Origin of the sequence: Aeromonas dhakensis (assembly GCF_000820305.1) — a bacterium.
GTDB classification, from domain to species: domain Bacteria; phylum Pseudomonadota; class Gammaproteobacteria; order Enterobacterales; family Aeromonadaceae; genus Aeromonas; species Aeromonas dhakensis.
Window position 1 is genome coordinate 107,819 of the sequence record NZ_CDBH01000025.1, and the last position, 23,081, is coordinate 130,899.

The 23,081-nt window shown below is 58.0% G+C and carries 26 protein-coding genes and 1 riboswitch; of the genes, 3 read left to right on the plus strand and 23 right to left on the minus strand.

Annotation, left to right across the window (positions count from 1 at the left end; translation table 11 throughout):
- Positions 1–18 precede the first annotated feature (18 nt).
- The 12 genes from BN1143_RS04980 to lfgB all read right to left on the minus strand — a co-directional run bounded on the left by BN1143_RS04980 (position 19) and on the right by lfgB (position 9,806).
- Complete coding sequence (locus tag BN1143_RS04980) at positions 19–1,020, minus strand: kinetochore Spc7 family protein (RefSeq protein ID WP_042049854.1); 1,002 nt, start codon at positions 1,018–1,020, stop codon at positions 19–21.
- Positions 1,021–1,041: 21 nt separating this feature from the next.
- Positions 1,042–1,941 carry a lateral flagellar hook-associated protein LfgL gene (gene lfgL / locus BN1143_RS04985; protein WP_042049855.1) on the minus strand — a complete coding sequence of 300 codons (900 nt, stop codon included), beginning with the start codon at positions 1,939–1,941 and terminating at the stop codon, positions 1,042–1,044.
- Between the two features lie 10 nt (positions 1,942–1,951).
- Positions 1,952–3,271: a lateral flagellar hook-associated protein LfgK gene (gene lfgK, locus BN1143_RS04990; protein WP_042049856.1), complete on the minus strand. Its 1,320-nt coding sequence runs from the start codon at positions 3,269–3,271 to the stop codon at positions 1,952–1,954.
- Positions 3,271–3,669: a rod-binding protein gene (locus BN1143_RS04995; RefSeq protein ID WP_039213946.1), complete on the minus strand. Its 399-nt coding sequence runs from the start codon at positions 3,667–3,669 to the stop codon at positions 3,271–3,273. The genes lfgK and BN1143_RS04995 overlap by 1 nt, the downstream gene beginning before the upstream one ends.
- Before the next feature lie 8 nt (positions 3,670–3,677).
- Positions 3,678–4,784, minus strand: a complete 1,107-nt coding sequence (gene fgIL / locus BN1143_RS05000; RefSeq protein ID WP_005305784.1) for a lateral flagellar basal body P-ring FlgIL — start codon at positions 4,782–4,784, stop codon at positions 3,678–3,680.
- Positions 4,785–4,792: 8 nt separating this feature from the next.
- Positions 4,793–5,464 carry a flagellar basal body L-ring protein FlgH gene (gene flgH, locus BN1143_RS05005; protein ID WP_042049857.1) on the minus strand — a complete coding sequence of 224 codons (672 nt, stop codon included), beginning with the start codon at positions 5,462–5,464 and terminating at the stop codon, positions 4,793–4,795.
- Positions 5,464–6,249, minus strand: coding sequence for a lateral flagellar basal-body rod protein LfgG (gene lfgG, locus BN1143_RS05010; RefSeq protein WP_005305789.1), 786 nt, complete (start codon positions 6,247–6,249; stop codon positions 5,464–5,466). Before lfgG ends, flgH begins: the two co-directional genes overlap by 1 nt.
- Positions 6,250–6,332: 83 nt before the next feature.
- The gene (lfgF, locus tag BN1143_RS05015; protein WP_017409405.1) at positions 6,333–7,067 is read right to left on the minus strand and encodes a lateral flagellar basal-body rod protein LfgF; all 735 of its coding nucleotides are present in this window, start codon (positions 7,065–7,067) and stop codon (positions 6,333–6,335) included.
- Positions 7,068–7,077: 10 nt separating this feature from the next.
- On the minus strand, positions 7,078–8,271 hold the full coding sequence (flgEL, locus tag BN1143_RS05020) for a lateral flagellar hook protein FlgEL (RefSeq protein ID WP_005305795.1): 1,194 nt from the start codon (positions 8,269–8,271) through the stop codon (positions 7,078–7,080).
- 18 nt (positions 8,272–8,289) lie between these two features.
- Positions 8,290–8,985 (minus strand): flagellar hook assembly protein FlgD, encoded by a 696-nt coding sequence (locus tag BN1143_RS05025; RefSeq protein WP_042049858.1) that lies wholly within the window; start codon positions 8,983–8,985, stop codon positions 8,290–8,292.
- A gap of 3 nt (positions 8,986–8,988) precedes the next feature.
- Positions 8,989–9,414: a lateral flagellar basal body rod protein FlgCL gene (flgCL, locus tag BN1143_RS05030; RefSeq protein WP_017409402.1), complete on the minus strand. Its 426-nt coding sequence runs from the start codon at positions 9,412–9,414 to the stop codon at positions 8,989–8,991.
- Between the two features lie 2 nt (positions 9,415–9,416).
- A complete protein-coding gene (gene lfgB / locus BN1143_RS05035; RefSeq protein ID WP_042049859.1) occupies positions 9,417–9,806 on the minus strand; it encodes a lateral flagellar basal body rod protein LfgB in 390 nt (129 codons plus the stop codon).
- Positions 9,807–9,857: 51 nt separating this feature from the next.
- Between lfgB and lfgA the strand changes: the two genes are divergently transcribed.
- The 3 genes from lfgA to lfgN all read left to right on the plus strand — a co-directional run bounded on the left by lfgA (position 9,858) and on the right by lfgN (position 11,450).
- Complete coding sequence (gene lfgA / locus BN1143_RS05040; RefSeq protein WP_197069842.1) at positions 9,858–10,658, plus strand: lateral flagellar basal body P-ring formation protein LfgA; 801 nt, start codon at positions 9,858–9,860, stop codon at positions 10,656–10,658.
- Positions 10,659–10,734: 76 nt separating this feature from the next.
- Positions 10,735–11,010 carry a flagellar biosynthesis anti-sigma factor FlgM gene (gene flgM / locus BN1143_RS05045; RefSeq protein ID WP_042049861.1) on the plus strand — a complete coding sequence of 92 codons (276 nt, stop codon included), beginning with the start codon at positions 10,735–10,737 and terminating at the stop codon, positions 11,008–11,010.
- Positions 11,007–11,450: a lateral flagellar protein LfgN gene (gene lfgN, locus BN1143_RS05050; RefSeq protein ID WP_042049862.1), complete on the plus strand. Its 444-nt coding sequence runs from the start codon at positions 11,007–11,009 to the stop codon at positions 11,448–11,450. Before flgM ends, lfgN begins: the two co-directional genes overlap by 4 nt.
- A gap of 3 nt (positions 11,451–11,453) precedes the next feature.
- Here the strand turns inward: lfgN and lfiJ are convergent, their stop codons facing one another.
- The 11 genes from lfiJ to lfiQ form a co-directional block, all read right to left on the minus strand.
- On the minus strand, positions 11,454–11,870 hold the full coding sequence (lfiJ, locus tag BN1143_RS05055; protein WP_026142042.1) for a lateral flagellar protein LfiJ: 417 nt from the start codon (positions 11,868–11,870) through the stop codon (positions 11,454–11,456).
- A gap of 9 nt (positions 11,871–11,879) precedes the next feature.
- Entirely contained in the window at positions 11,880–13,211 is a 1,332-nt protein-coding gene (lfiI, locus tag BN1143_RS05060) for a lateral flagellar FliI-like assembly ATPase LfiI (protein WP_042049863.1), read from the minus strand.
- On the minus strand, positions 13,204–13,896 hold the full coding sequence (lfiH, locus tag BN1143_RS05065; RefSeq protein WP_017788256.1) for a lateral flagellar assembly protein FliH: 693 nt from the start codon (positions 13,894–13,896) through the stop codon (positions 13,204–13,206). Before lfiH ends, lfiI begins: the two co-directional genes overlap by 8 nt.
- Positions 13,897–13,908: 12 nt before the next feature.
- The gene (gene fliGL, locus BN1143_RS05070; protein WP_005305826.1) at positions 13,909–14,937 is read right to left on the minus strand and encodes a lateral flagellar motor switch protein FliGL; all 1,029 of its coding nucleotides are present in this window, start codon (positions 14,935–14,937) and stop codon (positions 13,909–13,911) included.
- Entirely contained in the window at positions 14,924–16,666 is a 1,743-nt protein-coding gene (fliFL, locus tag BN1143_RS05075) for a lateral flagellar M-ring protein FliFL (RefSeq protein ID WP_082038439.1), read from the minus strand. Before fliFL ends, fliGL begins: the two co-directional genes overlap by 14 nt.
- Positions 16,667–16,683: 17 nt before the next feature.
- On the minus strand, positions 16,684–17,010 hold the full coding sequence (gene lfiE / locus BN1143_RS05080; RefSeq protein ID WP_017409393.1) for a lateral flagellar hook-basal body complex protein LfiE: 327 nt from the start codon (positions 17,008–17,010) through the stop codon (positions 16,684–16,686).
- 12 nt (positions 17,011–17,022) lie between these two features.
- On the minus strand, positions 17,023–18,399 hold the full coding sequence (gene lafK / locus BN1143_RS05085; protein WP_005305837.1) for a lateral flagellar response regulator transcription factor LafK: 1,377 nt from the start codon (positions 18,397–18,399) through the stop codon (positions 17,023–17,025).
- A 137-nt stretch (positions 18,400–18,536) separates the two neighbouring features.
- Positions 18,537–18,624: riboswitch (cyclic di-GMP riboswitch) on the minus strand.
- Between the two features lie 195 nt (positions 18,625–18,819).
- Positions 18,820–20,895 carry a lateral flagellar biosynthesis protein LfhA gene (gene lfhA, locus BN1143_RS05090; protein WP_005305840.1) on the minus strand — a complete coding sequence of 692 codons (2,076 nt, stop codon included), beginning with the start codon at positions 20,893–20,895 and terminating at the stop codon, positions 18,820–18,822.
- A 3-nt stretch (positions 20,896–20,898) separates the two neighbouring features.
- Complete coding sequence (flhB, locus tag BN1143_RS05095; RefSeq protein ID WP_005305844.1) at positions 20,899–22,035, minus strand: flagellar biosynthesis protein FlhB; 1,137 nt, start codon at positions 22,033–22,035, stop codon at positions 20,899–20,901.
- Positions 22,032–22,814 (minus strand): lateral flagellar biosynthetic protein LfiR, encoded by a 783-nt coding sequence (gene lfiR / locus BN1143_RS05100; protein ID WP_005305847.1) that lies wholly within the window; start codon positions 22,812–22,814, stop codon positions 22,032–22,034. The genes flhB and lfiR overlap by 4 nt, the downstream gene beginning before the upstream one ends.
- On the minus strand, positions 22,811–23,080 hold the full coding sequence (gene lfiQ, locus BN1143_RS05105; RefSeq protein ID WP_005305849.1) for a lateral flagellar biosynthetic protein LfiQ: 270 nt from the start codon (positions 23,078–23,080) through the stop codon (positions 22,811–22,813). The genes lfiR and lfiQ overlap by 4 nt, the downstream gene beginning before the upstream one ends.
- Position 23,081 lies beyond the last annotated feature (1 nt).

The following is a 23,081-nucleotide window of genomic DNA, read 5'->3' on the forward strand; positions in this document are numbered from 1 at the left end:
CGCTCACCTCTTCCGGCCTCAGGTCAGCAGGGCCACCACGTTCTGGCGCGATACATTGGCCTGGGCCAGCAGACCAGCCATGGTGCCCATGAAGCCACCATCCTTGAGCTGCTGGCTGAGCTTGCCTTGCAACTGTTCAAGCTCTTCCTGCTTGAGGTTCTGGCTACGCGCCTTGACCCGGTCAAGCTGCCTGACCATGCGCTGGCGAAACTGTTTCAACTCGCGAACGGATTGCTCAATCTCACCCAACAAGCGCTTCAGGCGCTGTTGCTCCTGCTTGAACTCTCCCTTTTCGATGCCTTCCCCCAACTGGGTTAACTGCCCTGACTTAGGTTTGAACTGCACCGGAACGGGATTGCCGGCCGGGATCCGGATCCCCTCACCGCTGAGCAGAACCGGTTCATCCAGTTTGCGTCGATGCAGCTCAGGTACAGTCAATTCGAGCTTGCCCAGCTCATTCATTCGGACCTGAATATGTTCTTTACGCAGAGCCCGATCCAGCCGGGTAACCACTTCCGCTTCACTGGATCCGGCAGGCAACATCACTTCGACGGCACTGCTGGTCTGTGGGAAGGAAAAGATCAGGCGCTCGGCACTCGCCTTGGGGCTCAGCAGGTCGAGCCGCTCCGAGCCATAACTCACCCGGCTCTCCCCTGCTGATGCCAGCAAACGGGGCTTCAACTCTGTGGTCAGCGGGGCTTGGGGCTGGGTCAGCTTCTCTTCCAGCAACTTTAAGCGTGATACCAGATCGCCGCTCGCAGCACGATTTTGGCCAAGCTGCTGTTCGAGACGCTTCAATTCACCCCAGATCTGGCTCAGTGCCTGTTCTCCCCCCTGAGCGTGGGCGATCCGCTGCTGCGCCGTACCGATCAGGGCCCAGCGATCCAGCCGGACAATATTGGGATGACGTTCCGTTTTGCTGGTTGGCTGGGACGCACTCTGAGCAGTCACGCGCCCGCGCAGTCTGGGCTGGGCTGGCGTTTCAGCCACGCCACCCAAACGGGTTTGTTGAATCTGCATCATGGCTCCCTGAAACTGGATTTATGGCATGTAATTGAAGAGGCTCAGGCCATTGACCTTGGCAAAGGCCTGCTGTTGCACTTGCAAAGCCATCAGCACATGGGCCTGCTGGGTGACGGCACTGGCATAGTCGAGGGACTCTATCTGATTACTCACTTCCTTGCTATAGACACTCTTCTCCGCATGCCCTTCATCCACCTGATCGAGCAGATTGATGCGGGCACCAATGGTGCTGACCATCTGGCTGATGTCGTCTTGCAGGGTCAGACTGCGATCCAGCATGGCCCTGGCCTGATCGGCAGAGTCCGCAGCACCGCTGTCGAAAGCGGCCACCATGTCATCTAACTGCTTGAAGAAATCCCCGTTCTGGATAAACAGCTTGTCGGCTGTCTGATTAAGCTCCACCGTGACTCCCTTGGCAATACTGACCTCGCGCACCAGATTATCTCCCTGATAGACATAATTACCACCAGGGGCTTTCACTATGGCGGTCTTATCTACCTGGCTGCCACTGAACAAAGTGGATCCACTCTCGTTACGGGCATTGGCGAGATCCAACAAACCATCTTTGATGATGGTCAACTCGCTGGAGACTGCCCGACGATCATCTTCCGAAAGGGAGCCATTGGCTGCAGTCTGGGTCAGATCGCGCAATCGACTCAGCATGTTGGTCATGGTATCGAGCTGGATCTCCCCTTGAGAGAGCTGACTTTTGGCATTGGCAATGTTCTTCTGATACTGCTCCATGGCCACTTGCTCTTTTTTCAGACCGAGCAGGCGCACACTCCCTACCGGATCATCCGAGGGTTGCAGAATGCGCTTGTTGGTGGAGATCTGACGATCGAGGCGGGCATATTCACCGAAACCATACTGCAGGTTGTCGAGCATGCTGAGTTGAATCTGGTTGGTACTGATGCGCATGATCGCTCCGTTAGAACATGTTCAGGATGGAGGTGAAAAGTTGCTCCGAAGTGCTGATCACCTTGGCGTTGGCCTGATACGCCTTGGTGTAGGCCATGATCTTGATCCCTTCCTCATCCGTGTTGACCCCACTGACGCTGCTCAGCTTGGTGGCCAGCTGCTTTTCCATATTGGCATCCGCCGTCATGGTGGCCTTGGCCTGACCACTTTGTACCGCCATCCGGCCCAGCAAGGCACTATAGGCATCATATTGATCATCCTTGATGGTCAACAGATCCTGCAGATTGCGGTTGTCACCGCTGCCGCCGCCGGCCTTGGCAAAGGCGAGGTCATCGCCAATGAAGCCATCGGCAATCTTCAGCGTGCCGGACGGGTTGAGGGGATCGTAGGTGAAGAGCGGCTTGCCCGGATTACCATGCAAGTCGACCCCCCCACCCTGCTTGGCATTGAAATCATCCGCCAGTTTTTTCGCGATCTGGTTGAGCTCGTCACGCAGCGGACGCAGAACTGTCGTCCGATATTCCATAACCCCCGCCAGGCTACCGCCATGCAGCTTGGGAATATCGAACGATTGCGGACCGAAGCTCAAACTGAGCTTGTCGCCCGCCAGCGAGAGTGTACTACTGCTGCCGGCCAGCACCAGCGGCTGACCCTGAGGCAGACTCAGTGAGAACGAACCGTCACTTTGCCGATTGACCCGGACTTCCATGAAGGTCGACAGTTCACGTACGATCTGCTCGCGACTGTCTTCCAGCACCGAGGTATTGACGCCCTTGGAGGCCTGCTCGCTGATCTGGATGTTCAGCTCGGCAACCTGCTTGAGATAGCTATTGACCTGAGAAACGGTGCTGTTGAGCTGATCATCGATCTGCTTCTCCTGGGTCAGCATGCTTTCGTTCAATTGGCCAAAGCGGTTGGCCAGCGCCCCCGCCGAGCTGACGATCTGGCTGCGCTGAGCCGGCGTTTCCGGGCTGTCGAGCGCTGCACTCAGAGAGGCGAAGAAACTGTCCAGCCCCTTGGCGATGTTCATCGACTCGCTGCCCAGCAGTTGTTCGGTGGTATTGATGTATTGATGGAAAGAGTAAGAGGCGCCGGTCGCAGAGCGGCTGCGCCAATGTTGGGAGACCAGATAGTCATCCGTGATCCTGCGAACACCGGTTACCTCTACCCCCTGGCCATTATCCAGCCGGCCAAAACCGGACAGGCTGCCCATCATGGCTTCCTGGCGGCTATAGCCGATGGTATTGACGTTGGCGATATTCTGGGCGGTGATATTTAACGCGATCTGGGCCGAGTTAAGTCCGCTAAAACCGATATTGAGCAGCGACATCAGTCAACTTTCCTCATTTTTGCCGAATTCAGAGGCTGACTGAAGGCAGCCAGGGTCTGCTGTTCTGAAGCGACCATCGATTCGGCATTCTTTAATGTCGGCGCCAATTGGCTGACCATCTGCTCTTTCAACCCGATGCCGCCGCGCTTGACCATGCTCATCGCCAGCTGGCTGTCATACATGTCGCGATAGAGCTCCTGGCCCTTGATGAGCTTGTCATCCTCATCCTGCATCGCATCGGAGGCTGAGCGCATGTGCTTGAGTACGGTTTGCAGAAAGCTCACTTCAAATTGGCCGGCGGCCGCATCCAGTGCGGCACGCTGATCCGGGTTGCTCTTTATCTGCTGCAGTTCGTTGAGATCCTGATAAAACCCAGGTTCCGAAGTTATTCTGGTCATAGAGATCCTTAGATGACCACCAGCTCTCCCTCGAGGGCACCAGCCTCATCGAGTGCTTGTAGGATGGCCATGACATCATCGGGGGTTGCCCCGAGCGAGTTGACTGCCTTGACGATCACCTCCAGTGAGGTGCCATCCGGCCAGACAAACATATTGTTTCGTTCCCGATCCACCTGGATCTTCGAGTTGGGGGTCGTTGTGGTCTGCCCATTGGAGAAGGCATTGGGCTGACTGACCGTCTGACTCTCGCCAATGGTCACCGTCAAACTACCATGACTGACCGCTGCTTTGTGAACCTTGACTCCTTGGCCCATAACCACGGTTCCGGTCCGGCTGTTGAAAACGACTCGAGGCCGCTCCTTGCCCATGTCGACCTGAATGTCCTGCAGCAGCGCCATGAACGAGATCCGTTGGCTCTCGTCCTTGGGTGCCGCCACCTGGATCCGCCCCGCACTGACCGCTCTGGCAACCGGCCCCAGCTGACGGTTGATCTCCCGCTCCACATTGCGGGCGGTCTTGAAATTGGGCTGGTGCAGATTGAGCGTCACTTCAGGCTTTTCCGCAAAGTTGCTGGCCACTTCGCGCTCTATGATGGCGCCGTTGGGAATGATCCCTGCGGTCGGCACATTGATGGTTACTGACGAGCCAGACTGTCCCTCGGCCTTGACCCCTGCCACCACCAGATTCCCTTGGGCAACAGCATACACCTCACCATCGATGCCGCGCAGTGGCGTCAACAACAACGAACCGCCGCGCAGGCTCTTAGCATCTCCGATAGAGGTGACAGTCACATCCACCATCTGTCCCTTGCCAGCCAAAGCAGGCAGGTTTGCTTGAACCGAGACGGCAGCAACGTTCTTGAGTTTTGGATCGATGTCATCCGGCAGTTGAACACCGAACTGCTTGAGCATGTTTGCCATTGACTGGCCAGTGAACTTGACCTGGCTCTTGTCACCCGTACCGGACAAGCCCACCACCAGTCCGTAGCCAACCAGCTGGTTGGCCCGCATCCCCTGTACATCGGCAATATCCAGCAAGGCCCGCTTGGCCGGTGCCGCGGCATTGGCCCACCAGGGCAGGCAGAGGCAAAGCAGGGCGATAAACCATCTGTTCATGTGAGACCTCAAAAGGGAGCGAAGGCGGAACTGAAGAAACGGCTCAGCCATCCCATCTGGTTGCTGTCAGCCAGAGCACCACGCCCGGCGTAGGTAATGCGGGCATCGGCGATGCGCTGGGACGAGATTCGGTTGCTCTGATCGATATCCTCAACCCGCACCATGCCGCCCAACCGGATGTACTCATCGCCCTGGTTGAGGCGGATCCACTTCTCGCCGCGGATCCCCAGCACCCCGTTCGGCATTACCTCGGCCACCGTCACCGTGATCGAGCCCGCCAAGGTATTCTGCTGGCTGGAAGTCGCCCCGCCATCAAAGTCCCGGTCTGCGCTAAGAGAAGCCCCCCAGTCAGAGCGCACCTTGCCGCCGATACTCGGGGCCGGCACGTTCATGCTGCTGTTCTTGCTCATGCTGGTGTTGGCTTTTTTGCTCGACTGGGTACGCTCTTCCAATACAACGGTGAGGATGTCGCCGATACGGTAAGCTCTGCGATCCTGAAACAGGGTCATCATGTAATCATCGCGATAAAGACTACCATCCTCCCCCTTGGCCGAGGCCGATAGCATGGGGCGTGAAGGCGCCCATTTCTCATCACCTGGTTCGGGAGCCTTCAGTTCATAGGTGGCGCAGCCGCCCAATAACAGGACTGCCCACAGATAACGCAACATCGTCTTCATCATCACAGCGCTTGAGTGACGAACTTGAGCATCTGGTCAGCCGACGAGACAACCTTGGCATTCATCTCATAAGCCCGCTGGGTGGTGATCATGTCGACCATTTCTTCCACCACGTTGACGTTGGAGCTCTCCAGGGTGAACTGCTTGATGGCCCCCATCGCCTCTTCACCGGGTACTCCCTCAATCGCTTCACCGGAAGCACCGGTCGCTCGATAGAGGTTGCCACCGAGCGCTTCCAGGCCGGCAGGGTTGGCAAAGTTGGTCAGGGTGATGCGGCCCAGCTCCACATTTTCCTGTTGGCCCGGCAAGGTCGCACTCACGGTTCCGTCGGTGCCGATGGACACCTTGGTCGCATTGTCCGGGATCTGGATCTGCGGCAGCATGGGCAAACCATCGGAGTTGACCAGCAGGCCTTCGGCGTTGCGATGCCACTGACCATTGCGGGTATAGGCGGTCTCGCCGTCAGGGCGTTCCACCCCGAAGAAACCGGCCCCCACAACTGCCATGTCCAGTTCTTGGTTGGTGTTCTGGAACTGACCGGGAGTGAACACTTTCTGGGTACCGACCACACGAACACCGTTACCCATCTGGATGCCGATGGGAGACAAGTTCTGTTGATCCTGCTGGGCCCCGGGCTGGCGTTGCACCTGATAGAACAGATCTTCAAAAGCAACTCGATCGCGCTTGAACCCGACCGTGTTGACGTTAGCCAAGTTGTTGGAAATGCTGGCCATCTTGGCATCTTGCGCCGACAGACCGGTTTTACTTACCCAAAGTGCCGCGTGCATCTTCGTCTCTCCACCTGATTCATGGGGGCGTCAACGCCCCCGCAATGCGAATTGGCCGTGGCGGGCGGCAAGCCCGCCATTCATCAACCCTGGCCGGATATCAGCCGGGCACCTTGCCGAGCCTGATCGTCCGCCGTTTTCATCAATTTGACCTGCAGCTCGAAGTTGCGGGTCAGCGACATGCTGCTGATCAGCTCGTCGACTGCATTCACGTTCGCCCCTTCCAGAAAGCCGGACGCTAGTACCACCTGCTCGCTGGCCTCGGCATCCCCACCCTGGCGTAACCGGAAGAGACCATCCGGCCCCTTGACCAGTTCGGCTGGGTCCGGGTTCACCAGCTTGAGACGCCCTACATCCAGCCGGGCACCGCCGCCGGGCGGTGTGATACTGAGCGAACCGTCCTTGCCAAAACTCAGATCCCGATAGGCAGGAAGTACCATTTCCCCGCCTTCCCCCAGTACCGGACGACCATTGAGCGTGAGCAGACCATCGGCATCGCTCTCCAGATTGCCAGCTCGGGTATAGGCCTCTTTGCCATCGGCGGTCTGGACCGTGATAAAGCCTTCACCGCGGATCGCCACATCCAGCTTGCGGCCCGTCTGCATAAGGGCTCCCGCCTTGAAGTCGGTACCAGCCAGCTCCTCGCGGGCCATCACCCGGCTTGGGTAGCCATCACCGGCCAGGGCATAGGCCGACACGCGCTCGAAGTCGGCCCGAAAGCCGGCCGTGTTGACGTTGGCCAGGTTGTTTGCCCGGATTTGCTGGGCCATCAGGGTATGCTGTGCCCCCGACATGGCGGTATAGATAAGCTTTTCCACGCATCAAGCCTTAGAAGGAGTTGAAGAGAACCTGGGTCATCTTGTCAGCGGAGCTGATGGTCTTGGCGTTGGCCTGATAGTTGCGCTGAGAAGTCATCAGGCTCACCAGCTCCCCGGTCAGATCCACGTTGGACCCCTCATAAGCCCCTGCGGTCAATGACCCCATGGTCCCCGTGCCAGGAGCGCCCAATACCGGCTGGCCAGAGCTGAACGATTGCTGCCAGGTGGTATTGTTGGTTTGCAGCAGACCGTTGGGGTTGGTGAAGTTCGCCATCACCACCTGGCCCTGCAACAGGCTCTGACCGTTGGTAAAAGTGGCATAGACACCACCATCGGCATCCACCCGCACCCCGGTCAGATCACCGGCGGTATACCCATTTGACTGGTTGCGCGTGGCGTTGAAATCGGAGGCGTACTGGCTGACACGGGCGATATCGACCTGCAGGGAGATCTTTTCAGCACCGGGCGGGGTCAGGTCCAGGACCGGGGAGGTCGTCGGAGACTTCAGGGTACCGTTGGTGTTGAACTCCAGCGTCACAGGGGTGCCGGTCTTGGTGCCATTGAAGGCATAGTTGACCTGCCAGGTGTTGTCGGCCGTCTTGACGAAATACTGGGTGACTGTGTGCTCAACCCCCAGCGAGTCATACACCTTGCTGGACTGGGAATAGCTGAAGCTGGCCGACTTGTCAGGATCGAACGGATGGGCCGTCTGGTCGATCACACCAGCATCGGCCTTGAGGTTGGCAACGAACTCCAGCTTGTCGGACGGTTTGGCAGGCAGGCTGCCGGCCTTGACTTGAATGTCCCCCACCACACCGGACTGCAGTTCGCCCGCATCATTGGTGGTGTAACCTTGCAGCCGGGTACCGCTGGCGGTGGTCAGGTAATTGTTGGGATCCCGCTGAAACATGCCTGCCCGGGTATAAGAGGTCTGGCCGTTGCTGTCCTTGAGCACAAAGAAGCCGCTGCCCGAGATCGCCAGATCCAGCCCACGGCCGGTACGGGTCACGTCACCATTGCGGTCAAAATTCTGGGAAACGTTGTTCATCTCTACACCACCAGCCTGACCACCGCCATAAATGGCGGCAAACTCGGCACGGCTGGACTTGAAGCCGGCCGTGCTGGCGTTGGCAACGTTGTTGCTGATGACACTCAATTCCTGGTTTACGGCGCGCAGGCCGCTCAATCCGATACTGAAAGACACAGTTTCGCTCCTATCTGATTACGCCGATTTGCCAAACTGGATGGCACTGAAGAGAGGCACATCGCCCACTCCGGCCACCTGTAACATGATTTCGCCTGTACCAGGCAGGGTGACCCGCTCTACGGTGCTGGCCACATAATTCTTGGTCGTGGTCGCCACACCTTGGAGCGAGGCTTTGACCTCGAAGCTGTATTCACCGGCAGGCAAAGGGGGCAGTTCATAATCAAGGCCACCGGCCTTGCTCTCACCCCAGTTTTTGGTCGCAACCAGGGTGCCGTGCTTGTCATACACCTTGAGTTCAACCTGATCGGCGGCACCGGCCAGCTCCACCTGCCCCCGGATCGCTTTTTCGTCGCTCTTGGTCAGTGTCTTGCTCGGAACCATCACTTCCTTGTCGATCAGGTCAGTGCTCTGCAGTACCTGCTGGGTATCCATCATGTTGATGGACTTCTGCTGCAAGACCTTCAGGCTTTCCACCCCTTCTACCATGCTGAACTGGGCCAGCTGGGTAACATACTGGGCACCATCCAAGGGATTGGTGGGATCCTGGTTCTGGATCTGGGCAACCATCATCTGCAGGAATTCGTTACGCAACTGCATATCGCTCTGGGCGTTCTGGCCGGCAGCCGTGTTATTGGGGGCAATGTCCGGTGTCGTGTTGCGCTGGCTGGTGCTGCGGGCCGTATCCAGACTGCTTACCTGAGGCAGGCTCATGACTTACACTCCCTGACCCAGGCGCAACAGACCCTGCTGCATGCTGTTGATACGGTTGATCACCTCGACGGAGGTTTCAAAACCACGGGAGGCACTCATCATGTCGGCCATCTCCTCCACCGCGTTGACGTTGGAGTAGTAGACAAAGCCGTCCTGATCAGCCAGGGGGTTGGTGGGCTCAAGACGCTTCTCGACCTGACGATCTGATTGCACTATGCCGGCAATCTGCACCTGGGCCGATCCCAGCGACTCGGCATCCTGCACCCGCTGATAGAGGGTGGAAAACACCGGCTTGATGGCACGGAAGGCAGCCTCTTCACTGCCCGCAGCACTGTCCACGTTCGCCAGGTTGGAGGCGACGGTGTCCAGACGAACGGTTTGTGCTCGCATTGCACTACCGGCAATGTCATAGATGCGATTGAACGACATGATCAGCGGCCCTCGATCGCCTTGGCGATCCCGGTAATTTTCATATTCAGAAAGGTGAGACTGGTCTGGAAATCAGTGGCATTGTTGGCAAACTTGCTCTGCTCGACGCTGAGTTCGGCGGTATTGCCATCCATCGATACCTGATAGGGAATGCGATAGAGAGGATGCTGCATCTCATTGGCCATGCTGCCCTGTGCAATGGCGGCACTCTCGTCTCCCGCTGCAACTTGCTGCGCGACACGCCCCAGAATCGTCTTATAATCGACATCCCGGGCCAGATAACCTGGGGTATCTACATTGGCCAGGTTGCCTGCCAGGATACGCGCCCGATCCGCCCGCACATCGAGGGCATAAGGGTGTACACCCAAAGCGCTGTCAAATGAGATACTCATGCTTCATCCTTCTATGAATCAGTCAGACCGGTGCACTCTTTATCAAGACTCATGCCAACCATGAAGAACCTTTATTTCCGCTGGTTACAGCGTCAACAGTGGCTGATAACACGGATAAAAGGGGAAGCACTGTTTCCCGTATGGAAGCGAAGCAACCTGCTGGCCCTGTGGCTGCTGTCATGGCCACTGCTGGCCGAGCCGACCGCCCTGACCCGGCAGCTCGAAGCACTGTTGCAGGAGGATGCCAGCCAGGCCCTGCATGCCTATCTGCAGCAGCAGGGCTGGCCAGCGCCCGAAGCGGAATATCAGGTCTGGATCTCCCCTGCAGTCGCCCATCTGCCGGACTGTTCGCAGCCTATCCGCCTGCAGGCCGGCGGTCAGTACCGTCAGCCCTGGGGACGGCGACCCTATCTGGCAGAGTGCGTCGACCCGGCCTGGCAGATCAGGGCCAGGGTCGAGGTGACACTGATGCTGCCGGTCTGGGTGACGGCTCAGGAGCTGCCAAGAGGCCATGTCATCCGGCCCGGCGATCTGATCGAAAAATCGCTTGAGGTCAGCCGGTTGCAACGTGGCTTTGTACCCTCCTCAGAGTCTCTGGTGGGCAGCAAAAGCAACCGCAACCTGCGAATGGGTCAGCTGATCGGCGAATTGGATTTGCAGAAAGCCTGGGCCATACGAGAAGGTGAAGGTGTGTTGATCCGGGCTGGCCAGGATGGATTTTCCGCCACGATGCGAGGACGGGCACTGGCCAACGGGGCCATCGGCGACGGAATTCGAGTGAAAAATCTGAGTTCGGGCAAGGAAATCCAGGCCTGGGTGATCGACAAGGGGGAAGTTGAAACCCGTTTTTAATTCAAAGCACGGGTTTGATTTAAGTTACATCGACCTTGGGTCGCTTGTCATAGATAGACCATCAGGAATTGACGTTATGAAGATCACACGCACCGACCCGCTCTATGTTCAGGCCCCGCTGCAACGCAAGCAGGAAGCGCCATCCACGCCGTCGCAACCACGCGCCAGCCAGGCTGATGCCCAGATCAGCACCACGGCCCAGTTCGTGAATCAGGCGAGGGCCGAGCTGGCTACGACTTCCGACGTGGACATGGACAAGGTCAACCGGATCCGACAGGCCATCAGCGAGGGCAAGCTAGAACTCGACATGGATGCACTGGGTCAGGCCATTCTGGACATGCATCGTCGATGAGCATGGACGCCAAGCAGAGGGTCAAAGAGCTGATCCTGGGCATTCAGCAAGACGGCACCCGCTATGTCGCCCTGCAACAACTGCTGCTGCGTCAGCACAGTCTGCTGGCCGCTCACGACGTCGACGCGCTGGCTGAACATAATCAGCAGCAAACACAACTGATGATGCAGGTGCAGCAACAGGCGCAACAACGCTGCCAGCATCTGCTGGCGCTGGGATTTAAGCCTAATGAAAAGGGGATGGCGGCACTCATCGAAAAACTGCCCGCCAACCTGCAGCACAAGGTTGCCAAACAGTGGCTGAAGCTGGAACAGCTGTTGCAGCAATGTCTGCGTCAGAACGAGCTCAACGGCCGCTTGCTGGCCGGCCAGATAGAAACCATCAATACGCTGCTGGGTCAGGAACCCGCTTATGGGCAGCAGGAACGCTTGCCGGATTAATCCCTACTCCCCTTTCATCATGCGATGCCGCAGACTGGCCAGCTCATCCAGCTGGCGTTGATCGCTCGACTCCAGCTGCCGCTGCAGTGCCTGTTCACGTTTATCCAGCAACAGCTCCAGCCCTTTGACCCGCCCAAACTGTTTGAGCACCTCTCCCTCGTGTCGCTCCAGATCGAGTCTGGCCAGAGCAGACTGCTGTATTTGATGGGCCAGCAGTCGCCGCAACTGACCATCCATCTGATGCTTGTTCTGCCACAACAGGGGGTGAAACGTTGCCGAACCACTGTGCAATGAGCCAATGACCTCCTGCAACCGCAATGCCCGCTGCTCTTCACGCATGGCATCTTCCCGCAGTCGTTGGCGCTCCTTGCCCATGTTTTCCAGCGCATCCTGCTGCAAACCAAGATAAGACTTCAGCACGGTAGCCCCTTATTGCCTTCCGAGCACTTGTCGGAGCCCGGTGGTGACCTGGGCGAGGGGGGTCTCTTCGTGGATACCTTGCTGCAGGAAGGCGGCGATGGCTGGATAACGCTGCACGGCTTCATCCATCTGGGGATCGGCGCCAGGCTGATAACCACCTAGCGGCAACAGCTCACGCACCTGCTGATAACGGCCCCACAGTTGCCGTAGCGTGACGGCCAGTTGCTGCCACTCGGCAGGCACCACTTGCGGCATTACCCGGCTGACCGAGGCACCAATGTCGATGGCAGGATAGTGACCTTCCTCCGCCAGTCTGCGGGTCAACACTATGTGACCATCCAGAATGGCGCGGGCCGAATCCACCACGGGATCCTGCTGATCATCCCCCTCAGCCAGCACCGTATAGAAGGCGCTCAGAGAGCCATCCGGGTGCGTACCATTACCGGCTCGCTCCACCAGCTGGGTCAGCATGCTGAATACCGAGGGCGGATAACCTCGAGTCGCGGGCGGTTCCCCTATTGCCAGGGCTATTTCACGCTGGGCCTGGGCATAGCGGGTCAGGGAGTCCATCAACAGCAACACATCCTGCCCCTGCTCACGAAAGTACTCGGCGATACGGTGGCACAGCTGAGCCGCCCGCAGCCGCATCAGCGGTGACTGATCTGCTGGCGCCGCTATCACCACGGCGCGAGCCAGCCCCTCCACCCCCAGGCTGTGCTCAATGAACTCGCGCACCTCCCGTCCCCGCTCACCAATCAGGCCGACGACGACTATCTGGGCTGTGGTATTGCGGGTCATCATGCCGAGCAGCATACTCTTGCCGACCCCTGAGCCCGCAAACAGGCCCAGCCGCTGTCCCTTGCCGACGGTCAGCAGGCCATTGATGGCGCGGATACCGACATCCAGCGGCTCTCGAACCGGTGTACGCAGCAAGGGGTTCGGAGGGGAACAGAACAGCGCCACATGCTCTCCCTCATCGCGCAGCGGCCGGCCATCCAGTGGCTGCAGCAGACCATCTACGACTCGACCCAGCAGGTGTTCACCGACCCGAATCGTCTCTTCCCCGTCGATGGGCAGCACCCGGGCACCGGCATAGAGACCACCCATCGGTTGCAACGGCATCAGATAGGAGACATCACGGTTGAAGCCCACCACTTCAGCCAGCAATGGCGTGCCTGTCGCAGTATCGACCCGGCAACGCTGACCCATCACCAGCTGGCAGCCCACCACCTCCAGCGTCAACCCTGTTACCCTCACCAGCCGACCATAGCGGCGAAAGCCGGGGACATCGTCAAAGCTGTCTAGCGCCGATGTGAGCGCCTGTTGCAGGGCCTCATGCATCCTGGGGCAGTTCCAGTGTGCTGTTGAGCTGCTCCATACAGGCGGCAAGACGTTCGCTCGTGTTGACCTCTATGACCGCCGCTCGGGTCTCCAGGCGTGCATCGCCTATGCCCAGTGCCGGGTCCACCTGCAATGGCCACCCCTCGCAGCGAGTCACCCCCTGCTCTGCCAGTCGCTGCCGATCCCCTTCGCTGAGATAGATCACCAGCTCTTCCGAGGTGGCAGGCAGGCTCGCCAATGCCTGTTCTACCTGTTTGAGTACCTGTTGCGGATTGAGCGTAAATTCGGCCTGGATCACCCGCTTTGCCACCTGGGCAACCAGCTGGGCAACCAGTTCCTTCTGTTCCTGCATTCGACTGCGGGTCAGGGACTCCCACTGCGCCTGCAATTTGGCAAACGGCACCATGGCCTGATCGAAAGAGGCTCGCCCTTCCGCCAGCCCCTGGGCAAACCCGCGAGTTTGCCCTTGTTGCAGCCCCTTCGCTTCCCCTTCCACCAGACCGCTGGTCAGGCCCTGCTGGTATCCTGACTGATAGCCTTCGTCGTGGCCTTGTTCCAACCCCTGCTGATAACCGAATTCGAATTGTTCCTGCTGGCTCTGTGCCTCTTCTCCACTCTGTCCCAACGACGGGAAACGGTAGAGGCGGGTAGCTCCCGCCGCCAACTTGCGCACACTGTGGTTCATGGACGCCTCCTGTTAATTGACGGTGGGTTCTTCGAATAGCTGGAATTCGACTTCGCCCTGCTCCACCAATTCGCGAACCAGCTGCATCACCTCTTCGCGAGCCTGTTCGACCTTGCGCAAGGAGACGCTGCCCTGTCCCTGGATTTGGGCTTCCAGCGCCTGCGCCATCCGCTTCGGCATGGCGCCCAGTACCACCTTGCGGAAGCTGGCCTCGGTATTTTTCAGTGCCAGCGCCAGCAGATCGCTTGGCAGCTCCTGCACCAGACGCTGCAGTGTTTCGTCGGTCTGACGGCGCAACGCCATGAAATCGAACATGTTTTTCTCGATTTCCAGCGCCATGTCGCCATCGTGTTCGCGCAGCAGAGAGAGCATTTGCTCCTTGTCCCCCTGATAGCGGTTCAGAATATCCGCCACCTGGCGCACCCCGTTGACCTTGGCTCCCGACTGATCGGCAACATAAGCCAGACAACGGTCCAGGGTCAGACGCAGTTCTCCCAGCACATGTTCGCTGACACTGTTGAGACTGGCGACACGAACCAGCAGATCATCGTGCACCGACCCCGGCAGAGCATCCAGCACGGCGGATGCCGTCTGCGGGGGCAGGAAGGCCAGCAATACGGCCTGCATCTGTGGATGTTCATTGCGGAAGAAACGGGCAAGCACCTCGGCGGGCACCCACTGCAAACGCTGGATGTCCTGGCTCATCACGTCGCCATAGAGGCTGTCCAGCAGACTGCGGGAGAGGCGCTGACCCAGCGCCAGATCCAGCGTCTGTTCCAGATACTCGCGTGAGGCGCTACCGATGCCGCTCTGCTCACGGTACTGGTTGAAGAACTGTTGCAGCGTCCACTTGGCCTCCATCGAACTGACCCCCGACAGGCCAGCCATCTTGGAGATGAGTCGTTGCACCTCATCACGGGACAACTTTTGCATCACCTTGGCGGCGGCCTCGGTCCCCATGCTCAGCAGCAGAATCGCGGCCTTCTCCAGGTTGTCGATGTCGATATCGACGGCGTTTTGGTTCAGATTAACGTTGTTCATTGCCACTCACCCATGATCTGACCACTTCCGCGACGCGCGCCGTGTCTTTTTCCACCAGCAGTTGCAGGTGTTTGAGCTGTACTTCTAGTTCGGAGCCCGGCTCTGGCAAAGCCTCCAGATCCAGCGAGGAGAACTGCGGTTCCATCTGGTTGTCAGAGCGGATCAAACCGTTACCCATCCCAGAGGCAGCCATAGCGGCATCATCATCCCGGCGCATGGAAGGACCCACTGTCGGTTCCTGTTGCTCATCCTGCTCCTCGGTCGCGGTTTCCTCAGGCAACTGCTGGGTACGCACCAGATGTTTGACCAGCGGTCTGATGCCGAAGAACACCAGTGTAAGGCCAAGCAGGCCGCCCACCAGATAACGCAGAGAGTCCTGCCAGTACGGGGTTTCCCACCAGCTCGACTCGGGCGGGGCAATCGGCACGGCACCGGTAAAATCGAATACCTGCAGGCTGATCTGATCGCCACGGGTATCGTCAAACCCCACCGAACGTTCCACCATCTGCCGGATCTGCTCCAGCTGCTGCTCATTCCAGCCGCCCTTGGGGGCACTCTGCTGGTTCAGCAAAATGGAGACGTTCATCTTCTCCAAACGACCCTGCTGGTAGCGGGTATGCACTATGGTGCGGCTGTTTTCGTACTGCTTGTTGACCTCTTGGCGCTCGGTGCGAGAATCGTTCTTCTGGGCTTCTGCACTGGCAGCACCCTGATTCTGAGCCGGCTGCTCGCTCTTGGGGGTCGTTTCGGGCGGGCGATTGGACAAGGCACCGGGGATCCCCAATGCCAGTGCATCGATGGTTTTATCCGACTTGCTGGACTCCTTGGTGACCACGCCCTGTGGATCCAGCTGTTGCTGGGTCTCCTCTACCGCATTGAAGTTCACGTCGGCGGCAATCTGTACCCTGAAGTTACCCGTGCCCAGCATGGGATAGAGCATGTCGCTGGCACGCTGGCGGATGTACTGTTCAAGCTTTCGCACATACTCCATCTGCTGCACGCTCTGCTTGCCAAACCCAGCCTTGTCCCCCAACTCTGCGCTGAGCAACTGACCAGCCTGATCCACTATGGTTACCGCCCCCGGCTTCATGCCGGATATGCTGCCAGCAACCAGGTTGGCGATCGCTTCAACCTGCCCCGGCTCCATGGCCTGGCCAGGCTGCAGGTCCAGCATGACGGACGCACTGGGCTTCTCTTCATCTCGTCCGACGAACAGCGTCCGCTTGGGGATCGCCAGATGCACCCGGGCACTGCGCACCGCATCCAGTGAAATGATGGTTCTCGCCAGTTCCCCTTCCAGCGCATGCCGGTAACGGGCTCCCTCCATGAACTCGCTGGTCCCCAGGCCCGTCACATTGTCCAGCCCTTCCAGACCGGCGGGCATGGCGGCCCTCACCCCTCTGGCCGCCAGCGCCATGCGCACATGGGCCAGCTGATTTTCCGGCACCAGGATCTGGCCGGAGCTCTTCTCCAGCCTGAATGGGACCTGCTCTTTTTCCAACATCTCCATGATGTTGGCGGTGTCATACAACTCCTGCTTGCCGTACAAGGGCACGTAGTTCTTGCTGGAAGTCCACAGGATCACCACGATGGTTCCCGCCACGATGGCGGCAAGCAACGCTATGGTCAGGATGGATTTGTTGTCGCGGGACAGACTGCGCCAGTTGCGCAAGCCCTCCTGGACGCGTGTTCTGAAGGAATCCGAAGCCCCTTGCGGGGACGTTACCAGTTCAGTCATCACTTACCTCAGAGTGGCATACGCATAATGTCGTCGAAACCGGTCATCAGCTTGTTCCTCACCTGCATGAGGGCAGAAAAACTGAGTCCCGCTTTCTGGCTGGCGACCATGGCACCAACCAGATCGTCGCTCTGACCCGCATCCACGGCAGTCATCAGCCGTGAGGCGATATTTTGCTGCTCGTTGACCCGGCCAACGACGTCGCGCATGGCATCACCGAATGATACGTTCGAGACATCATTCGATTCGATAACAGGGGTTTGGCTGGCGACTCGCTGCATCTCCTGCATCTGCTGCAAGAGCGTCACCTGTGATGACATCATTTCAATCTTCACTCGGTTTATCCCTTAGTTTTGAAGCTGCTGCTCAATGTCTATGCCCTGCTCACGCATGGCCGCCAGCTTGTATCTCAGTGCCCGGGTCGTCATCCCAAGGGCTTCAGCTGTGCGGGTCCGATGGCCGCGAAAGCGGCGCAAGGTCTCTAGTACAAATTGAAATTCTGCGTAGCGGCGGGTCTCACTCAGCCCTTCCGGGGCGGAAAGCACTTCCGGCAACACATCGTCGGATTCAATGGTGTAACTGGGCAGCATCAAATCGACGGCCTGAATATGCAATCCGCGAGCCATGATTAATGAACGTTGTATGACATTGTCCAGCTCCCGGACATTGCCGGGCCAACCGTATGTCAGCAGTTGCTTGCGGGCATTTTCACTGAGGCGATAGCCCTGCTGAGAGGCATGCAGTTCAATGAAGTACTCCGCCAACGGGAGAATGTCGTCGGGACGCTCCCGCAGCGCGGGCCAGTTCATGGGCAGCACATCCAGACGGTAGAACAGATCTTCCCGGAACTGACCAGCGACAACGAGAGTACGCAGATCCTTGTTGCTGGCGGCAATGATCCGTACATCCAAAGCGATGGTCTGGTGACTGCCAAGCCGTTCGACCTCCCGTTCTTGCAAGACCCGCAGCAGTTTGGCCTGCAGCGGTAACGGCAATTCAGAGATCTCGTCGAGCAGCAGAGTCCCCCCCTGAGCCTGCTCGAATTTGCCGGCCTGGGCTCCCGTTGCGCCGGTGAACGCCCCCTTGTTGTGGCCAAACAGGATGGACTCGAGCATGGATTCAGGAATGGCTGCACAGTTGATGGCAACGAATGGTCGGCCAGCCCGGCTGGACATGTCGTGGATGTAGCGGGCCAGTCGTTCCTTGCCAGTACCGGACTCCCCACCGATGAGGATGGTGGCGGATGTCTTGGCTGCACGACGTGCTAGTTGCAGCACTTGCAGGCTCATGGCAGAGACCGCGATGAGATTCGGAATGGACTGGCGCAGACGCAGCGCCCCCTTTACCGCATCCACCATCTGCCGACCACCGAAAGGCTTGATGATGTAGTCGATGGCCCCCGCCCGCATGGCTTCTGCAGCAAGATAGGCCTGATGTTCATTGACCAGAACCATGCAATCGATACCACTGAAGTCATGCACCAATTGCGGGCCTGCCTCGGTCATGACATCCATATCAAGCAGGATCAGGTCAACTGAATTATCCGCGAGAATTACTTTTGACTTTTTAATCGAGTCAACGCAGGAGATGTTATAGCCTTGCGCTAACAATATTTCCGCAATATCGTTTCCATTTGATAACGAAGTGCCAATCAATAACAAATGAGGGACACTCTCAATACCGATTGGCCTTGAGTTTTTCTTGTTAGATAAATCCGAAAGCATAAGAACCCGAACCCGTGATTGTGGACAAACCAATCAACAGAACTGATGTGTCAAAAATAAAAGCGCACCACGCCCAAAAAGCGCCGAAAAAGCGTCTTCAAGTGGGTTATTGATGGTATCAAGGCGGTAACAATGGCCTTGGTAACCCCGCTATCATTAGCATTCCTGCTATTAGACCGGAGGCTTTGCGTCCTGACTTTTCAGTTCAGTTTGCCTTTATCATGCGACTGCCCGTATTGGGACAAGACAGCTCAACTTATTGACGAAGAGCTGCATAGCACATGTGAATTGTTATATTTGTTATTAATCTTCAACGTCGTTGCGTCAAAAACAGTCACATCATAGCGGCTTCTAATGACAATTCAAGTAGATATGCGGAATATCATCTTCCCGTCACTTCATTAACATGGCAATTCTGCTTCAGCCTAATGTACCAATAACTTCCACCCGTAAATCTTCCGGGATTTCATTATAAGAGAGCACTTTGAGACCTTTCGAAAATGAGCGGGCATACCGTGCCATCAGGGGACGCAGTTGCGGCATCACCACCAACACGGGGGCATGCCCCTGCTGTTGCAGCTGTTCCTTCACCAGCGGCATGTTTTGCTGCAACTGGGCCAGAAGCTGAGGGTCGACAGGGAAGCTGTCCAGCTGGATCTTCCCCTGTTGCTGTGACTGGTTCATGGCCGCCAGCAGGGTTTGCTCCAGACGGTCATCCAGTGTAAACGTCGCCAGCACATCCCGACTGCCGATCGCCTGCCTCACAATCTGGCGCTTGAGCGCGCAGCGCACATCCGATGCCAGCAAGACAGGATCCTTGGTCAGCTCACTCGCATCCAGCAGGGTAGTGGCGATGGTCCGGATATCGGTCAGGCTGACCTGCTCCTTGAGCAGTTGACGAAAAACTCGCAACTGCTGCATCTGGGTCAACGCCAAGTTTAGCTCTTCCGACAGACGGGGAGACTGGCTGGCCAGATACTGTCCCAACTTGCCGACTTCATCGTGACCAAACAGGTTATCCAGCTGCTCCCTCAGCAGCTTGCTGGCATGCGTTGCGATAACGGTCGCCGAGTCCACCACCGAGTAGCCCAAATTCAGCGCCTTGGCCTTGTTCTCCGGCGAAATCCAGACCGCACTCATCCCATAGGCTGGATCCTGGGTCAATTCTCCATCCAGGGCTCCATAGGTTTCACCACTGCTGATCGCCATCAGTCTCTGGCAATCAACATTGCCGCTAGCCAACCCCACACCTGACAGCTTGATCCGGTATTGATCCGGCTGCAGTTGCAGGTTGTCGCGTACCCGGATTTCCGGCAACAGGAAGCCATACTGCTCAGAAAGCGTCTTGCGAATACCCCGCACCCGCGCCAACAACTCAGCCCCCTTGTCTGCTTCAGCCAAAGGGACCAATCGGTAGCCAAGCTCGATGGCAACTGTATCCACGGGTGGCAGATCCTGCCACTCAAGGCCCTGCGGCTCCGGTTGCACCATCTGACGCGTCAGTTCATGTGCTGCCTCCAGGTCGGGCTGACTGACCTGCCGCTTGCTCACGCTCCAGCCTGCCCAGGCCAATACGGCCGCAAAGCTGAGGAATGCCACCATAGGCATACCGGGTACCAGGCCCAGGATCAGCATGATGGCTGCCGCCGTGTAGATTACCCGCGGCGATGCCAGGATCTGTTGGCCCACCTGATCCGACATCTCCCCTTCGTCGCTGACCCGGGTCACGATGATGGCCGCAGCCGTGGACATCAGCAGGGAAGGGATCTGGGCAACAAGACCATCACCGATAGTGAGCAGTGCATAGCTCTGGAACGCTTCCGAAACCGGCAGAGAATGCTGGAAAATGCCGATGGCCAGACCGCCCACCAGATTGATGATGAGTACCAGCAAACCAGCGATGGCATCACCGCGTACGAATTTGGACGCACCGTCCATGGCGCCGTAGAAGTCGGCTTCCCTGGCGATTTCGTCCCGTCTTGCCCTTGCCTGATGCTGATCCATGGTGCCGGCATTGAGATCGGCATCGATCGCCATCTGTTTGCCCGGCATGGCATCCAGGGTGAAACGGGCCGATACCTCGGAGATCCGCTCCCCCCCCTTGGTGATCACCACGAAGTTGATGATCATCAGGATCACGAACACCACCAGGCCGACGACATAGTTGCCACCGATCACCACCTCACCGAAGGCCTGGATGACCTTGCCCGCCGCCTCATGCCCCTCATGACCATGCAGCAACACTACCCGGGTCGAGGCCACGTTGAGCGACAATCGCATCAAGGTCGCAACCAGCAGGACGGTCGGGAAGACGGAAAAATCGAGTGGCCGACGAGCCGACACGGAGACCAGCAGAACCAGCACGGCCAACACAATGTTGAACGTAAACAGGGTATCCAGCAGCCAACCCGGCAGAGGCAGGATCATCATGGCCAGAATGGCCAGGAGCATCATGGGTATCGCGGTATAGGATTGGGTCAATACACGCCAGTTCACAACTTACCTCTCAGGTTGACGTAACTCGGGCGGCACATACAGGGGAGCAAGGGGGGTGGGTTTCTTCCCCTTGCCTGCTGCATAGGCCCGCAACTGCAATACATGGTTCAGCACATAGGCGACCGCGGTATAAAGGCCCGCCGGGACCTCCTGATCCACCCGTGTAGAGTAATAGATGGCCCGGGTCAGCTCCGGCAGGCTCATGATCATCTTGTCGTGCTGTTTTGCGACCTGGCGGATCCGCTCCGCCATACCGTCGACCCCTTTGGCAATCACATAGGGGGCATTGGCACGCGCCGGATCATACTTGATGGCCACCGCATAGTGGGTCGGGTTGACGATGATGACATCCGCCTGCGGCACACGCTGTTCAATCCGCGCCCTGGCTAGCATTCCCTGAACCTGACGGATCTTGGCCTTTATCTCGGGCCGGCCTTCACTATTCTTGTGTTCATCCTTGACCTCCTGCTTGGTCATGCGCAGCTGCTTGTTCAACGACCAGCGCTGATAGGGTACGTCCAGCACGGCTATCAGCATCTGTACGGAACCAAGCAAAATGAATGCCTGCGAAAGAATGCGCAGCGCCTGCTCCATCGCAGCCTGGGGAGGCATACGGTTCATCATCATCAGCAAGGGCCACTGGTGCTGCAACATCAGGGCCAGCGTCGAACCAATCAGCAGGATCTTGAGTACCGACTTCAGCAGCTCCATCATGCTGTGAGACGAGAACATCCGTTTGAGCCCTTTGAGCGGATTGATTTTTTCCGCACTGGGCAATAGTTTCTTCCAGGTCAGCACCATGCCCCCCGGTACAATACTGAGCAACACCAGCAGCAGGGCGAGAAAACCGAACAGGGGCAGCAGTACCCACAACATGCTGAGCAGGGATTCAGCCGTCCAGTGGATCATCATCTGAGGCTCCCGGGCCCCCTGCCAGTCGAAACGCTGGGGACGTTTCATCAACTCGGCAAAGAAGTTGCCGAAGCTTGGCACCATCCATTGCATGGCGAGCCCCCCCAGCAACAGCAGTCCGGCCGAACTCAGCTCCTTTGAGCGCGCAATTTGCCCCTCTTCCCGTGCCTTGCGCAGTTTCTGGGAAGAGGCCTCTTCGGTCTTGTCCTGAGCGCTGTTCTGACTCATGAGGGTGTCAATGCCTTGAGCTGTTCCAGTACATAGGTCACCAGATCAAGGTAACGAGCCGGCACGCCGCTGATGGAAATGGCCATGGTCAGCAGGCCCAGCAGCAGCGTCATGGGAAAGCCCAGCGAGAAGATATTCAGGGAAGGGGCGGTTCTGTTCATCACCCCGAAGGTAAGGTTGACCATCAACATGGCAACCACAGCTGGCAGAGTCAGGATCAGGGCTGCCCCGATACTCCAGCCAAACAGACCGATGACACCTTTCATGTCCAGCAGGTCGAGCGAAGAGCCGGGCGGCCAGCTCCGCAGACTCTGCACCAGCACATCCAGCGTGACCAGATGGCCGTTCAGGCCGAGAAACAGCAATGAGCAGAAGATAAGCATCAGCTGGCTAACGATGGGGGCCGTATCTCCATTGCTGGGATCATTCATCACTGCCATCGCCAGACCCATCTGCATGGAGAGGATCTGACCGGCCATGGTCATGATCATGAACAGCATCTGGACACAAAGTCCGAACAGCAACCCGAACAGCAGTTGCTCTATGGTCAGCACCAGTGCGCCCGTGCTGAACGGGTCGACCACTGGCATGCCCTTGAGCATGGGTGCCAGCAGCAGGCTGATGATGAAGGCAAAAAGCAGACGGACCTGGGGTGGCAACCGACCATCACCAAAGATGGGCATCACCCAGAAGGCGGTAGCGATCCGGATAAACGGCCACCACCACTGCCCCAACCAGGCCGTCAGGTCGGCTGCGCTGAGGGACAGCAGAGAATTCATCCGATTAGTCCGGGTATCTTCAAAAACAGATCGTGGAACAGGGTAGTGATTTGTGAGAGCAGCCAGTTTCCGGTAAAAATGAGCGTCATCAGAGTCACCAGAAAACGGGGCAAAAAGCTGAGGGTCTGCTCCTGGATCTGCGTTGCGGCCTGGAACACACTGACAATGAGACCGATGATGAGGCCCGGAACAATCAGCACCGACACCATCACTACGACCAGGTTGACGGCACCGCCAACCAGCGCAACGCTCTGTTCCGGCGTCATG